At 61.7% G+C, this 13,945-nt stretch carries 13 protein-coding genes; 6 read left to right on the top strand and 7 right to left on the bottom strand.

Features of this window, described 5'->3' with window-relative positions:
- Positions 1–107: 107 nt before the first annotated feature.
- On the bottom strand, positions 108–2,600 hold the full coding sequence (locus tag E4T63_RS06350; RefSeq protein ID WP_135295097.1) for a beta-galactosidase: 2,493 nt from the start codon (positions 2,598–2,600) through the stop codon (positions 108–110).
- 94 nt (positions 2,601–2,694) lie between these two features.
- Positions 2,695–4,839: an ATP-dependent DNA helicase DinG gene (gene dinG / locus E4T63_RS06345; protein WP_003222341.1), complete on the bottom strand. Its 2,145-nt coding sequence runs from the start codon at positions 4,837–4,839 to the stop codon at positions 2,695–2,697.
- Positions 4,840–4,939: 100 nt separating this feature from the next.
- Here dinG and E4T63_RS06340 point away from each other — a divergent pair, with 100 nt between their 5' ends.
- Positions 4,940–5,404 (top strand): CopD family protein, encoded by a 465-nt coding sequence (locus E4T63_RS06340; RefSeq protein WP_096797516.1) that lies wholly within the window; start codon positions 4,940–4,942, stop codon positions 5,402–5,404.
- A gap of 181 nt (positions 5,405–5,585) precedes the next feature.
- Here the strand turns inward: E4T63_RS06340 and E4T63_RS06335 are convergent, their stop codons facing one another.
- The 4 genes from E4T63_RS06335 to E4T63_RS06320 form a co-directional block, all read right to left on the bottom strand.
- Positions 5,586–6,344 carry a collagen-like protein gene (locus E4T63_RS06335; protein WP_135295096.1) on the bottom strand — a complete coding sequence of 253 codons (759 nt, stop codon included), beginning with the start codon at positions 6,342–6,344 and terminating at the stop codon, positions 5,586–5,588.
- Positions 6,337–6,612 carry a DUF1145 domain-containing protein gene (locus tag E4T63_RS06330; RefSeq protein WP_027614360.1) on the bottom strand — a complete coding sequence of 92 codons (276 nt, stop codon included), beginning with the start codon at positions 6,610–6,612 and terminating at the stop codon, positions 6,337–6,339. The genes E4T63_RS06335 and E4T63_RS06330 overlap by 8 nt, the downstream gene beginning before the upstream one ends.
- Before the next feature lie 162 nt (positions 6,613–6,774).
- Positions 6,775–7,497, bottom strand: a complete 723-nt coding sequence (locus tag E4T63_RS06325; protein ID WP_098967548.1) for an OmpA family protein — start codon at positions 7,495–7,497, stop codon at positions 6,775–6,777.
- 90 nt (positions 7,498–7,587) lie between these two features.
- The gene (locus E4T63_RS06320) at positions 7,588–8,283 is read right to left on the bottom strand and encodes an OmpA family protein (RefSeq protein ID WP_098967546.1); all 696 of its coding nucleotides are present in this window, start codon (positions 8,281–8,283) and stop codon (positions 7,588–7,590) included.
- Positions 8,284–8,480: 197 nt separating this feature from the next.
- Here E4T63_RS06320 and E4T63_RS06315 point away from each other — a divergent pair, with 197 nt between their 5' ends.
- The 4 genes from E4T63_RS06315 to E4T63_RS06300 are packed head-to-tail and all read left to right on the top strand — an operon-like array spanning position 8,481 to position 10,197.
- On the top strand, positions 8,481–8,978 hold the full coding sequence (locus E4T63_RS06315) for a DUF6231 family protein (RefSeq protein WP_027614357.1): 498 nt from the start codon (positions 8,481–8,483) through the stop codon (positions 8,976–8,978).
- Between the two features lie 4 nt (positions 8,979–8,982).
- A complete protein-coding gene (locus E4T63_RS06310) occupies positions 8,983–9,459 on the top strand; it encodes a YchJ family protein (protein ID WP_027614356.1) in 477 nt (158 codons plus the stop codon).
- 43 nt (positions 9,460–9,502) lie between these two features.
- Positions 9,503–9,997, top strand: coding sequence for an LEA type 2 family protein (locus tag E4T63_RS06305; RefSeq protein WP_027614355.1), 495 nt, complete (start codon positions 9,503–9,505; stop codon positions 9,995–9,997).
- Positions 9,994–10,197 carry an SEC-C metal-binding domain-containing protein gene (locus E4T63_RS06300; protein WP_003198420.1) on the top strand — a complete coding sequence of 68 codons (204 nt, stop codon included), beginning with the start codon at positions 9,994–9,996 and terminating at the stop codon, positions 10,195–10,197. Before E4T63_RS06305 ends, E4T63_RS06300 begins: the two co-directional genes overlap by 4 nt.
- Positions 10,198–10,345: 148 nt before the next feature.
- Here E4T63_RS06300 and E4T63_RS06295 read toward each other — a convergent pair whose 3' ends face one another.
- Positions 10,346–10,903: a cysteine hydrolase family protein gene (locus tag E4T63_RS06295; RefSeq protein ID WP_098967545.1), complete on the bottom strand. Its 558-nt coding sequence runs from the start codon at positions 10,901–10,903 to the stop codon at positions 10,346–10,348.
- 342 nt (positions 10,904–11,245) lie between these two features.
- Between E4T63_RS06295 and E4T63_RS06290 the strand changes: the two genes are divergently transcribed.
- Entirely contained in the window at positions 11,246–13,693 is a 2,448-nt protein-coding gene (locus E4T63_RS06290) for a penicillin acylase family protein (RefSeq protein ID WP_135295095.1), read from the top strand.
- Positions 13,694–13,945: the final 252 nt, after the last annotated feature.

Here is a 13,945-nt window from a genome sequence, read left to right as displayed (position 1 = left end):
GCTGACGCCTTCGCGAGCAAGCTCGCTCCCACAGAGATTCTTTGGTGTGGCAGAGATCCAGTGTGGGAGCGAGCTTGCTCGCGAAAAACGATAACGCGGTCTGAACCTTAATGACCATTGCCCGAATGCCCACCGGCATGCCCGCCCCCCGGGCCTTTGCCAGCTTCACCCTTGCGCCCGCCCTCCGCTTCATGACCGACAGCGGCGGCCTTCTCAGCCTCTTTGCCCAACTGATCGATCGCCTGCAAATTGCTCTTGCGTACCGCCTCGACAAAGCCCTGATACGGCAGATCGGTAATCCCCACCAGGCCGAAGTGCCCGTTCTCGCCATCGAGCAGACGCCCGGTCACCGGTTGATCCAGATACTGGAACCAGTGCACGCCGACAATCGACGGCTCACTCAACGCCTGTTTGAGGAAGTTGGCATACGCCGGGCCGCGATCTTCTTCCCGCGCCAGTTGCGTCACGCCACCCCAGAACGGGCCACGATCACTGGAGCCGAAGTTGAATTCGGTGATCAGTACCGGTTTGTCGAGCGCGCGCAGAGCGGCGAAGTCATAGCCGTCCTGCGGTTTCAACGTGTACATATTGAAACTCAACACGTCGCAATACTGCGCGCAGGACGCCACCGCTTCCGGAGTGCTGGTGGCGAAACGGCCACCGAGCAGCAACTGATTCGGCGCGTGCCACTTCAGCGAATCGGAGATGGTCTTGAAATAGGTGTCGGCGAACACTTTCTGGAAGTATTTGAAGTCGTTTTCGATTTCCGGGTGCTCCGGATTCGGCATCGGTGGCACGAAACCCGGGTCTTCCATCAATTCCCACGCCGGCAGATCAATGCCCCACGCTTTCGACAGCCCCGCCTGGTTGCGGTACTTGTCGCGCAGTTGCTTGAGGAATGCGCGCTTGGCCGGCACGTCGGTGGTCATTTTCAATGTGCCGTAGGCCAGGGCGTAGCGCGACTGCGGGTCGTCGCCGGGGCCGGCCCAGGCCAGTTCGTTGTCGGCGTAGTAGCCGATCAGCCACGGATCATCACGATGATCGCGGGCAGCAATGGCCACGGCACGCTCGGTGGCCATGGCGAAACGCGGGTCGAACGGGTCAGGCATGCCGCCCCACCAATCGCTGCCGGTGCTGATGCTGGTGTAATCGCCTACGATCGACAGCGGCAAGGTGTACGGCACCCGTTCGGCGTCGGCAAGCGAGTCGGCACTCCAGTTGCCGACGGTGTTGAAACCCCAGGCCTGCAGGCGATCGAGGGTGTGCGTGGCCCACTTCTGCTGATCGACCGTGGCCTTGCACGGCGCAGCGACGGGTTGATCGGCAGCCTTTTCAGCAGTCGTCGCTACGGCGTCTGTTTTCGCCGCTGCGGCGACACCGGCCTTCGCCTCGTTTGACTTTGGCACAGGCTCGGCAGCTTTTACTGCGGTTTCTTCAACCGCACCAGCCTTGGCCGCTTCAGCAATTCCGGCCTTGGTATCGCTGTCCGGTTTGCAGGACTCGCCGTAAACCCGCTGCAGGTTGGCGCCGTAGAAATCGTACCAGCGCCCGTTGCCATAGCCGCGGCCCTGATCGGCGCCGTTGCCGCCACGGTTGTCGCCCTCGCCGAAATGGCTGGCAAGTGGCTCGTCTGGTTTTGGCAGCGATTCGAACATCCACTCACGCCCGGCGACGTAGGTCTGGTTGACCTGCGGGCTGACGGTGTTGACCCCCAGCGAATAGAACGGATGTCCTTCAGGGGTCACCAGATACCAGCGCCCGTCACGCTTTTCGGTGCGGAAAAACCCGCTGGCCTTGAACGCCGGACCTCTGTTCCAGCCACCGAACTTGTCCAGCGAAGACTTTTCGCGCTCGGCCAGCCAGGTTTTCAGCTGTTGCTGTTCCTTGGCGGCGGCGGATTTCAGTTGTTCGTCATTGGTGATTTTTTCCGGCCATTTGCTGCGGGTCGATTGACCGTAAGCATCCACCAGATTGCCGTAGACGGCCTGGGTCACAGCATCGCCGTCCTGCACGCCGAATCGCTCGAGCAGCAGGCTCTGCGCGGCTTTCGGCTGATCCATCCACAGACTCACCGACACCACCTGGCTGCGATCCAGTTCACCGCTGCTGCTGGCCAGCAGAATTCGCTGGCCATCGACAGTCATCGGCATCGGCGGCCCGGCCTTCATGCCCTGGCTCAGCGGCGAGGTCGCCACCAGCGGCACCAAAAGGGTTTGCGCCGGGCCGGCCGGCAGGTCGACGCGGCTGGTCAGGGTCTGGCCGTTATTGCTCTGGATTTGCACATAGACCGTCACGGCCCAGTTCATTGCACTCTGCAGACGCAGGCTCATCATGCCCGACTGCGACCAGTCCCAGGCGCCGGTTTGCGGAGTCAGACGCAGGGTCGGTCGAGCCACCGGGTTGAACGTCACCCGGCGCAGCACTTCACCTTCCGGGGTTTGCTCGGCGTTGGCTTGTGGCAGGTCAGTGTTTTCGGTGACGACTTTCACCACGTCGGCAGGACGGACGAAGTTGAACAGGGTCTGCTGACCCGCAGGCGCCGCCAGTAACGGGGCAGCGAAAATCAAGGCGAATACGGCAGGCAACGAACGGCGAATCATAAGAACGGAGTTCTCCCTAACGACCAACTAAGGCCAATGGAAAAGCATGGCAGAGAGATAGACAGCGCGGCGGGCAAAACTGCCCACCGTTGTCTCAGGATATTTCACGACGGAATGGCGGCAACGCATTGAGGATCGCCTTGCCGTAGCGCTGGGTGACCAGGCGCCGATCGAGCAAGGTGATGGTGCCGCGGTCCTCTTCGGTACGCAGCAGGCGCCCGCAGGCCTGGACCAGTTTCAGCGAAGCGTCGGGCACCGAGATTTCCATGAACGGATTGCCGCCACGGGCCTCGATCCACTCCGACAGCGCCGCCTCGACCGGGTCGTCCGGCACCGAGAACGGGATCTTGGCGATCACCACGTGCTCGCAGTACGCCCCCGGCAAGTCCACCCCTTCGGCGAAACTGGCAAGACCGAACAGCACGCTGGAATCGCCGCCATCGACCCGCGCCTTGTGCTTGTTCAGGGTTTCCTGTTTCGACAGGTTGCCTTGAATGAACACTTGCTTGCGCCAGTCGCGGTCGAGGCCATCGAACACGTCCTGCATCTGTTTGCGCGAGGAGAACAGCACCAGCGTGCCGCGCGAGCCTTCGACCAGATCCGGCAACTCGCGGATGATCGCCGCGGTGTGAGCAGCGGCGTCGCGTGGGTCGGCCTTCAGATCCGGGACCCGCAGCACGCCGGCGTCGGCATGATGAAACGGGCTCGGCACAACGGCAGTGACCGCTTTTTTCGGCAGGCCGGCGCGCATGCGGAAACGGTCGAAAGTGCCCAGTGCCGTCAAGGTTGCCGAGGTCACCAGGCAGCCGTAGGCCACGTTCCACAAGCTGCGACGCAGAGTCTCGGCGGCGAGAATCGGGCTGGCGTTAACCTCGATGTCGAACAGCGAACCGCTTTCCGCCAGCGTCAGCCAGCGGGCCATAGGCGGGCTGTCTTCCGGGTCTTCGGCGGTGAACGCGGTCCACAATTCCCAGTTGCCCGAAGCCCGGGACAACAGGCTGCCGAACAGCGGATACCACTCTTCGGCCTGGTTGCTGGCGATGCCGATGTTGACCTCGCCGTCCATGCCTTCCTTGAGCAGGTCGGTCAGGCGGGTGAACAGATCGTTGAGCCGCGAATAACCCTTTTTCAGCTCGATGCCCATTTCGCGCATGTGCTCGGGAATCACCCCGCCGACGAAACGATGGCGTGGCCGCTCGCGACCTTCGACGTCTTCGCCGGGTTTGAAATCGGCAATCTGCTCGCACGCGGTGAACATGAACTGCTGCTGGGTCTTGATCTCGCGCGCCAGCTCGGGCACTTGCTCGATCAGCTTGCCGAGATCGCCCGGCAACGGATGCTGGGCCAACAATTTGGTGAGGTTCTTCGCGGTGGTTTCCAGCCAGTCGGCGGTGGAACGCAGGCGCGTGTAGTGGGCGAAGTGGCCGATGGCCTTGTCCGGCAGGTGATGGCCTTCGTCGAACACGTAAATGGTGTCACGCGGATCCGGTAGTACCGCGCCGCCGCCCAAAGCGAGGTCAGCCAGCACCATGTCGTGGTTGGTGACGATCACGTCGACCTTGCCCATGCCTTCGCGCGCCTTGTAGAAAGCGCATTGGCCGAAGTTCGGGCAGTGGCGATTGGTGCACTGGCTGTGATCGGTGGTCAGGCGCGCCCAGTCGGCATCTTCCAGCGCGTTGGGCCAGCTGTCGCGGTCGCCGTCCCATTTATTGCCGGCGAGCTTCTCGATCATGCTGGTGAACAGCTTCTGACTGGCCTCGTCGACCTCGATCTTGAAACCTTCCTCTTCGAACAACTGGGCGGTGGCGGTTTGCGCGTGGCCTTCCTGCAGCAACATGTCGAGCTTGGACAGGCACATGTAGCGGCCACGGCCCTTGGCCAGCGCAAAGCTGAAGTTCAGCCCGCTGTTGCGCATCAGGTCGGGCAAGTCCTTGTAGACGATCTGCTCTTGCAGGGCCACGGTCGCGGTGGCGATCACCAGGCGCTTGCCGGCCAGTTTCGCCGTGGGGATTGCCGCCAGGCTGTAGGCCACGGTCTTGCCTGTACCGGTGCCGGCTTCCACCGCGACAATCGCGGGGTCGCCACTGCGCCGGCCTTCGTCGTCGGTGTCGATATCCCCGAGGACTTTGGCGATTTCAGCGATCATCAGGCGCTGGCCGTAACGCGGCTTGAGGCTCTTGGCTTCAAGAAAACGCGAATAGGCGCCCTGGATCGTGGTTTTGAGTTCAGTGCTGATCATTGATTGTCGGGCGCTAAAAACGCTGGATAAATTTTCAGTGGTTTCGGATGGCGGCTATCATACCCCGCTAATTAATCCCGCGCAGAACGGAGTGCCCCCAATGACACCTTTTAGCCTCGTTTATCCGCTGCATGTCCTGTCCGCCCTGGTCTGGGTCGGCGGCATGTTTTTCGCCTGGATGGTCCTGCGCCCGGCGGCTGTAAAGGCTCTCGACGGCCCTGGCCGCCTGACCTTGTGGGTGGAAGTGTTTCAAGGTTTTTTCCGCTGGGTCTGGGTCGCGGTGATCCTGTTGCCGATCAGCGGCGTGGGCATGTTGCATTTACAGCAGGTCGGTTTCGAGACCGCGCCGAAGTACGTCCAGGTGATGATCGGGCTATACGTGGTGATGACGGCGCTGTTCATCCGGATTCAGGGTTTGATGCTGCCGGAATTGCGTAAAGCGGTGGAAGCCAAGGACTGGCCGGCGGGCGCGGCAGTGCTGGGGCGGATTCGCCGGGTGGTGGGGATCAACTTGATTGTCGGTTTGGTGCTGGTGGCGATTGCCGCGGCGCGGCCGATGTTCTGACCCACCCCATTTTTTGCGCTGTGAACACTTTTGTGGTGAGGGGATTTATCCCCGATGGCGCGCGAAGCGGCCCCAAATCAGCTGACGCGTTCAATCTGAAGAAACGCGGTATCTGGAGTGGGCTGCTTCGCAGCCCATCGGGGATAAATCCCCTCACCTCAATTGTGAACAGTGCTGTTATTCAGAGGCGCTGCACAGTCACCGCCCCCGCCGCACCCACCGGCCCAGGCTGACCATCCGCCCCGGCCTTGCCGTTCTTGCCGCCATCGGCGCGATACACCAGGCAGCCCTTGGACTGGCCGCCCTTGCCCGCCTTGCCGCCAACACCCGCTGGACCACCGGCGCCGCCCGCAACGTTGACCTTGATCAGCTCGGCCGGAAACTCGCGCGGCACTTCAAGACGCACCAACGCACCCGGTGCGCCCGGCTGGCCGTCACTACCATTGCTGCCGTCAAAACCATGACCGGCCGCGCCCCAGGTGCAGCCCGGATCTTCGCCGTTGCCGCCATCCAGGCCGACGAAACCCGGTGCGCCGGTGCCGCCACGGGCATCGACAAACAGTTTTGGCGCGTTCAGTGCCTTGAACTGCAAATTCAGATTACGCCCGGCACGGGCGGCTTTTTCATAGGTGCCCGGCGCGCCACGTGCGGTGATCAGGCTGCCTTCGGACAGTTCGGCACGAATGACTTTCATGTCCAGCGCCTGTTCACTCGGGACGATCGCAATGCGCGCTTCATGGCCCAGACGCAATTCACCGACGGTCAGCTCGGTCACATTGGCAGGAATCAGCAAGGTGCCATAGTCCGCCACGTCCAGCCGTTCCAGCTGCAAGGTGCTGGCGGTGTTGGGCAAACGCATCAGGGAGTTGGTTTCGACGCTGACCACCTGGGCGCAGGCCAGAGGACTGATGAATGCAGCGAGCAGGCAAAGTTTACGCATGGGAAGAAGCCTCCGGAGCGGCCGGGGCCGGGATGGTTTGCAGGTGAAAAACGCCGAACAGCAGGATGCGCAGACGGTCGCGCCACGGGTTGGGACGCCCTTTGAGGCGCGAGAAAAGCAACTCAAGCACATGCAGCGCCAGCAGCGAGGCACCGGCCAGATTGACCAGCGCATGCAGCGGATGCACAAACGGCAGCAGCAGATTGACCACCACCACGCACCAGAACAGCAGGGTCAGCAAACGCCCCAGCCCCCAGAAAACCTTCATACGCTCCCCCGTGTCGGAATTATTCTTTGGGCGCACAGTAACGGCTTACGCGGGGGATAAGCCAGAGGGGCAAAAGAAAAAACATTTGTCAGTCGTCGGATCGCTGCCGGTTCGACGACGATCGTCGACCGGCAGCTCTAGCCTGCGGACTACAGACAAGTCCTAGCGATTGATATGCAACTCCACCCGACGGTTTTTTGCCCGTCCCTCGTCCGTTGCGTTGTCAGCCACCGGCTCGCTCTCGCCGCGTCCTTCACTGGTCAGTTTTTCCGGCGCCAGGCCCTGACTCAGCAGGTACGCCGCCACGCTGCTGGCGCGTCGTTCCGACAGTGCCTGGTTGTAGGCGTCCGAACCTTTGCTGTCGGTATGGCCGATAACCTTGATGCTGACCACGTCGGCGTTGCGCAATTTGTCCATCAGCGTATCGAGCTGGGCCTTGGCGGCCGGGGTCAGATCCGACTTGTCGAAATCGAACAACACATTACCGGCATCGCTGAGGGTGATGACTTCCGATTGCGGCGCAGGTTCGGGAGCTTTTGCAGTGACCGGATATTGCGGCAGCGGACAGCCGCGATGATCGACCGGGGTATTGGCCGGGGTGTCAGGGCAACGGTCGCGGCGGTCGAACACGCCATCGCCGTCTTCATCGCCATCCTGGGCATAACAGATCAGCCCGCCAGTCAGAATCCCCAACGCCGCACCGCCACCGGCCCAGCCGCCACTTTCAATGGCGCCAAGACCGCCACCGACCAGCCCGCCGATCAGGCTGCAGATCGGCCACGTACGTTGATTGAGGGGGGCATCGCCATCGCTATGAGTGGCGCAACCGGTGAGCAGGCTGCCCAGCAGCAGCACCGGCAAGACGGACCTTGAGAAAACAGTCATTGTGAAAGCTCCTGTGTCACCGGCCCATACCGGTTACACAGGAGTAAAGACCCGCATCCGCGACTGCACAAGCCGCGGATGCGAGAGGGGCTAGCGGACGATTTTGATTTCGGTACGACGGTTCTGTGCGCGACCGTCTGCGGTTTTGTTATCCGCCACTGGCTGGCTTTCACCCATGCCCGAGACCGAAACGAAGCTGGCACGCGGCACACCCTGCTGGATCAGGTATTCCACCACCGAGTGCGCACGGCGATCCGACAGTTTTTTGTTGTAGGCATCGCTGCCGACGCTGTCGGTGTGGCCGGTCACGGTCAGTTGCGCCGTGGACGACTCTTGTTTCAGGCGCGTGGCGACTTTATCCAGCACCTGTTTGTCGGAGCCGGTCAGGGTGGCTTTGTCGAACTGGAAGTGCACATCGCGAATGACGATAGTTTCTTCCTTGACCACAACGGCCTCTTCTACCACTGGCGCAGGGGCAGGTGGTGGGCAGCCGTCAGCATCGACCTGCACGCCTTTAGGCGTGTGCGGGCACTTGTCGCGACTGTCCGGCACACCATCGCCGTCTTCGTCGCCATCACCGTGCACCCAGCAATAGGCGGCTGCCGTACCACCGACCACCAGCGCGCCATAACCGGCCCACGCCGAACTTTCCGTCGCGCCGAGACCGGCACCGACTACACCACCGACCGCCGCACAGGTCGGCCAGTCGGTTTTCTGCAAACCTGCGCAACCAGTCAACACACTGGTTAGCAGAATCAAAGGTAATGCTGTCCGAACTATGCTCATCTGGTTTTCTCCTGAGGGATCGGCTTAGAACCGATTCACGGAGTAAAGACCGGAGTTTTAATCTCCGCCAGCAATAGGCCACTGGCATTTGGGACCGTGTTCACAGGGATTCGGCACTTTTGCCAGGCGCGGCAATTCGGGGTCTAGGCCGGATCCGTCTGGCGCGCTAGTCTTGGCGATCTGATTGAGGAGCTTCGATGAACGTCGCCATTTCTTCGCGCACGCCGCAACAGGCGCTGGCTGCTTTACTGGATCGCTATGCCCCGGCGCGTTTACTGCTGATCGGCGCCAGCGAATTTCCGGCGCTCGCCGCGTTCAAGCAGGCGCACCCGGACACCTGCGTGGCCCACGCCGCACCCGGTGCGTTGCCCGCCGAACTCGCGGCGCGGCGCTTCGACCTGGCGCTGGTGGTCGATTGCCTTGAGCACCTGCCCAAGCGTGACGGCTTGAATCTGCTGGGCGGGATTCGCAACCTCAACGCCAGTCGCATTGCAGTGCTGGCGGATCTGCCGGCCAGCGGCTGGCAGGAAACCGATTTCTACTCGCTGGCGCTGCAGGCCAGTGAACGCTTCCAGCGTGACGATCAGGTACTGACCCTGTTCACCTATGATCTGCTTGACTACAAACAAGTCCCCGACTGGCTCAACTCGCGATTCTGGGCCAATCCGGAAAACTTCGGCAAATACTGGTGGTAATGCAATGAGTACAGCCATTTGCCCGTGCGGCAGCGGCAACCTGCTGGAGGCCTGCTGCGGCCACTATCACGAAGGCCACCCGGCGCCTTGCGCCGAAGCGCTGATGCGTTCGCGCTACAGCGCCTACGTGCTGGGGCTGATCGATTATCTGGTGGCCACCACCCTGCCCGCCCAGCAGGCCGGTCTGGATCGCCAGTCGATCAGCGCCTGGAGCGCGCAGAGCACCTGGCTCGGCCTTGAGGTCGAAAGCTCGGAAGTGTTCGGCGGCCAACCCGAGCATGCCTTCGTCACCTTTACCGCGCGCTGGCACGACAGCCAGGGCGAACACAGCCACCGCGAGCGCTCCTCGTTCGTGCAAAACGCCGGGCGCTGGTACTTCATCGACCCGACCGTGCAGTTGAAGCTGGGGCGCAATGACGCGTGCCCGTGTGCCAGCGGGCAGAAGTTCAAGAAGTGCTGTGCGGGGTATTTCGGCGCATAAAGGGAAGTGCCGACTAGACTGGGGCACAAAGGGAGTTTTTTCGATGCTCGGTCACTGTCGCACACTGCATGGCTTGTTATTGATGCTGATCCTGAACCTCGGCGGTTGCGCCTCATGGTTCAGCGACGACAGCGTCGACCCCGCCGTGCACCTGGTAAAAGTCGAGGTGGTGCGGGCCAAGCTGCTCGAACAGAAATTCATCCTGCACTTTCGCATCGACAACCCAAACGACAGCGACCTGACGGTGCGCGGCATGGAATATCGCATTCATCTGGCAGACCTGTTGCTTGCCGAAGGCGAGCATGAACACTGGATCACGGTAGGGCCGAAAAGCAGCGCGTTCTATCGGATACCGATCCGCACCAACCTGTGGCCGCGGGTCAAGGACGTGGTGAAAATGCTGAAAAGTCAGCACCAGCAGGTGCCCTATCGATTGCAGGGTGAGATGGAAACCGGTTTATTCATCGCCCACTACGTGCACCTGGAGCGCAATGGCGTGATAATCCCCGCCGATTTAATTCCGGAGCACAACCGATGACTCAGCAACCTCATGTCCATGGCCCTGATTGCAACCACGATCATGACCATCATCACGATCACGATCATGGCCATGTCCACGGCCCGAACTGCGGCCACGCCCACCAGGAACCGGTGCGCAACGCCCTGAAAGACGTCGGCCGCAACGACCCTTGCCCATGCGGCAACGGCAAGAAATTCAAGAAGTGCCACGGCGCTTGATGCTTCAGGTGAAGTCTTTCTTCGCCTGACAAGCCGCCTTCGCGAGCAAGCCCGCTCCCACAGTTGACCGCGTTCCCGCTGACTGAACGCAGTCGACTGTGGGAGCGGGCTTGCTCGCGAATGTGCCGGTACATTCACCCCAAAATGTTCAGACAGCCGCCAGAATCTGCGCAGCGCTGACCACCGTCGCATACTCCCCGTGCACATTCCCCAGCGACATCCCGTGCACTTCTTCGGCTGAACGCGGTGTGCCGAAATAATCGGCCTTGTCGAAGGTGAAACACGCATCCTCCGCCACCCACGCCTCAAACCCCAGATTGCCCGCCGTGCGCGCTGTGGATTCCACCGAGTTGTTGGTCGCTACACCAACAATGATCAATTGCCCGATCCCCGCCTCATGCAGCTGCGCTTCCAGCCCCGTGGCACAAAACGCATCCGGTACCTGTTTCCGGATCAGCCATTCACCGTCCTGCGGCATGAATCGCTGCTGAAATTCCACCCCTGACTGCCCGGGCCAGAACACCGAATCCGGTTCACGCGACAGATGCTGCACATGAATCACCGGCCGCCCGCTACTGCGCCACGCCCTCAGTAAATCGAGCATGCGTTCTTCGGCCTGTGGATTATTCCGCCTACCCAGTCGCGGCTGCAGAATGCCTTGTTGCTGGTCGATGATGATCAGTGCGGCGTTGGCCTTGAGCTCCATGGCGTTTTTTTCTCATGCGGGGTCAGTGAGCTCCGCAGTTCAGCATCACCGCCACTTATTAAGCAAGCTATCGAACACGGCAGATTGAAGCGCTTTGTGGTGAGGGGATTTATCCCCGATGGGCAGCGAAGCGGCCCTAATTCCTGCAACCGAGACAGAGCTGACCCACCGAGATGGCAGGTTTGGGGCTGCTGCGCTGCCCATCGGGGATAAATCCCCTCACCACAGGTTCTGTCACACCTCACAAATAAGTTTGTCCCCCGCTTGCGCGGCCATCTCCTGCTCACTAACGTAGCGGCTTTATTGCGCCCCCAGCCTCTACCCCCCCGCAGGAGCTTTGCCATGGCCTCGCCAGCCCTCACACATTTTCTTCCCCGGTTCGGCGTTGCCGCAGCAGTGACCGGTGTCTTGAGCCTGTCCGGTTGCCAGACCTGGAACGCGCAGGACACCCTCCCGCCTACCTCCGGCGTGCAACCGCTCAAGGGTCTGGCGCAGAACGTTTCGGTGCGACGCAATGCCATGGGCATGCCGTTGATCGAAAGCAACAGCTTCCACGACGCACTGTTCGCCCTCGGTTACGTGCATGCCAGCGACCGCATTAACCAGATGGTCACCCTGCGCCTGTTGGCCCAGGGGCGTCTGGCGGAAATGTCCGGCGCCTCGATGCTCGACGCCGACCGCTACATGCGCGCGGTCAACCTGAAGAAAAGCGCCGACGAGCTGTACAAGGCCTCGTCGCCACGCCTCAAGCGCTTCTTCGAAGTCTATGCGCGGGGCGTCAACGCCTACCTGTTCCGCTACGCCGACAAACTGCCGGGCGACCTCGCCGCCAGCGGCTACAAGCCGGAATACTGGAAACCGGAGGATTCGGCGCTGATCTTTGCGCTGTTGAACTTCAGCCAGTCGGCCAACCTGCCGGAAGAAATTTCCTCGCTGGTGCTGGCGCAAACCGTGAGCAGCGACAAACTCGCCTGGCTGACCCCGTCCGCACCGGACGAGAACTTGCCAATGGCCGAAGCCGACAAGCTGCAAGGCCTCAAGCTCAACGGGCAGATTCCCGGCCTCACCGAGCTGAGCAACGCCAGCCATCAACTGGCGGCGGTAAATCTGCTCGGCGCCAGCACCTCGAACAACTGGGCCATCGCCCCGCAACGCAGCCGCAGCGGCAAGAGCATTCTCGCCAGCGACAGTCATGGCCCACTGGCGGCACCGTCGCTGTGGAGCTTCGTGCAGATCCGCGCGCCGAAATATCAGGCTGCCGGTGTCACCGTTGCCGGTCTGCCGATGATCCTCGGCGGTTTCAACGGCAAAGTCGCGTGGAGCGCCACCAGCGTGCTCGGCGACAATCAGGACCTGTTCCTGGAAAAAATCCGCCGTCAGGGCAACAGCCTGACCTATGAGGTCAATGGCAAATGGCAGCCGCTGGGCGTGCGCAACGAAACCTATTTCGTCAAAGGCCAGCGACCAATTCGCGAAGCGGTGTACGAAACCCGCCACGGCGCGCTGCTCAACAGTGCTCAGGCCGTACAGGGCAACGGTTTTGGCCTGGCCCTGCAAACCCCGAGCTTCACCGACGACAAATCGCTGGACGCGTTTTTTGACCTGACCCGCGCACAGAACGTTGAACGCGCTTCAGACGCCAGCCGCGAGATCCGCGCCATCGCCCTGAACATGGTATTCGCCGACGCCAGCAACATCGGCTGGCAAGTCACCGGACGTTTCCCCAACCGGCGCGAAGGCGAAGGCCTGCTGCCATCGCCGGGCTGGGAAGGTCGTTATGACTGGGACGGTTACGCCGACCCGATATTGCACCCGTACGATCAGGACCCGACCCAGGGCTGGCTCGGCACCGCCAACCAGCGGGTCATTCCTCACGGCTACGGCATGCAGTTGTCCAACTCGTGGGCGGCGCCGGAGCGCGGTGAGCGCTTGGCGGAACTGGCCAACAGCGGCAAACAGGACGGTCGCAGCGTGATCGCCATGCAGTACGACCAGACCACCACCTTCGCTGCCAAGCTGAAGAAAATGTTTGAAGCGCCGGGCATGAAGCAGCCGCTGAAACAGGCGATCGACGCCCTGCCGGAAGCCGATCGCAACAAGGCGCGCGAGGCGTTCACCCGATTGATGGCGTTTGACGGCAAGCTCAGCCCGACCTCGGCGGATGCGGCGATCTATGAACTGTTCCTGCAAGAAAGCATGAAGCAGATCTTCCTCGATGAGCTCGGCCCCGAGTCGAGTCCGGCGTGGAAAGCCTTTGTTGCCAATGGCGACTTGTCCTACGCGGCGCAGGCCGATCACCTGCTCGGGCGCGAAGACAGCCCGTTCTGGGATGACTTGCGTACCCCGCAGAAAGAAGACAAAGCCGTGATTCTGGCGCGCAGTCTGGCCGCCGCGATCAACGCTGGCGACAGTCAGTTGGGTGGCGATCACAAGGCCTGGCAGTGGGGCAAACTGCACAGCTACACGTGGAAAAACGCCAACGGCCAGACCGTTCGCGGCCCGCTGGCAGCCGGTGGCGATCACACCACGCTCAATACCTCGGCGTTTACCTGGGGCAAGGACTTCAACACCACGCGGGCGCCGTCGATGCGTTTCATCGTCGATTTCAGCCAGGCTGAGCCGCTGATGGGCCAGAACGGCACCGGCCAGTCCGGCAACCCGGCCAGCCCGAACTACCTCAACGGCATCGACGCTTGGCTCAAGGGTCAGTACATCGGCTTGCCGATGCAGCCGCAGAACTTTGACCGGGTGTATGGCAAGACGCGTTTGACCCTCACACCGGGCAAGTAAGGCACAGATCAAAAGCCCCTCACCCTAACCCTCTCCCAAGGGAGAGGGGACCGACGGAGTTGTTCTTTCGCAATACACCGACCTGAACCGTCGCGCCGAATCCATAATCGACGCGGACTTTCAGGTCGATGTAGCTCGCCAGACACCTCGGTCGGCTCCCTCTCCCTCCGGGAGAGGGCTGGGGTGAGGGAGCTTTGAAAATCGATAGAACTTCCAGACACGCGCCAACCTCATAGCTAACAAGCCCCCCAT

The sequence above is a fragment of the Pseudomonas fluorescens genome (assembly GCF_004683905.1).
Lineage (GTDB): Bacteria > Pseudomonadota > Gammaproteobacteria > Pseudomonadales > Pseudomonadaceae > Aquipseudomonas > Aquipseudomonas putida_A.
The sequence above is the reverse complement of the archived record's forward strand: the minus strand, read 5'-3'. Positions and strand labels throughout refer to the sequence as shown.

Bases quoted from the DNA above. Each gene is read 5' to 3' on its own strand.
- E4T63_RS06315 (WP_027614357.1), top strand. From the start codon at position 8,481: ATGAACGTCGCCATTTCTTCGCGCACGCCGCAACAGGCGCTGGCTGCT.
- E4T63_RS06325 (WP_098967548.1), bottom strand. From the start codon at position 7,497: ATGACTGTTTTCTCAAGGTCCGTCTTGCCGGTGCTGCTGCTGGGCAGC.
- E4T63_RS06290 (WP_135295095.1), top strand. From the start codon at position 11,246: ATGGCCTCGCCAGCCCTCACACATTTTCTTCCCCGGTTCGGCGTTGCC.
- E4T63_RS06340 (WP_096797516.1), top strand. From the start codon at position 4,940: ATGACACCTTTTAGCCTCGTTTATCCGCTGCATGTCCTGTCCGCCCTG.
- E4T63_RS06305 (WP_027614355.1), top strand. From the start codon at position 9,503: ATGCTCGGTCACTGTCGCACACTGCATGGCTTGTTATTGATGCTGATC.
- E4T63_RS06300 (WP_003198420.1), top strand. From the start codon at position 9,994: ATGACTCAGCAACCTCATGTCCATGGCCCTGATTGCAACCACGATCAT.
- dinG (WP_003222341.1), bottom strand. From the start codon at position 4,839: ATGATCAGCACTGAACTCAAAACCACGATCCAGGGCGCCTATTCGCGT.
- E4T63_RS06310 (WP_027614356.1), top strand. From the start codon at position 8,983: ATGAGTACAGCCATTTGCCCGTGCGGCAGCGGCAACCTGCTGGAGGCC.
- E4T63_RS06295 (WP_098967545.1), bottom strand. From the start codon at position 10,903: ATGGAGCTCAAGGCCAACGCCGCACTGATCATCATCGACCAGCAACAA.
- E4T63_RS06330 (WP_027614360.1), bottom strand. From the start codon at position 6,612: ATGAAGGTTTTCTGGGGGCTGGGGCGTTTGCTGACCCTGCTGTTCTGG.
- E4T63_RS06320 (WP_098967546.1), bottom strand. From the start codon at position 8,283: ATGAGCATAGTTCGGACAGCATTACCTTTGATTCTGCTAACCAGTGTG.
- E4T63_RS06335 (WP_135295096.1), bottom strand. From the start codon at position 6,344: ATGCGTAAACTTTGCCTGCTCGCTGCATTCATCAGTCCTCTGGCCTGC.
- E4T63_RS06350 (WP_135295097.1), bottom strand. From the start codon at position 2,600: ATGATTCGCCGTTCGTTGCCTGCCGTATTCGCCTTGATTTTCGCTGCC.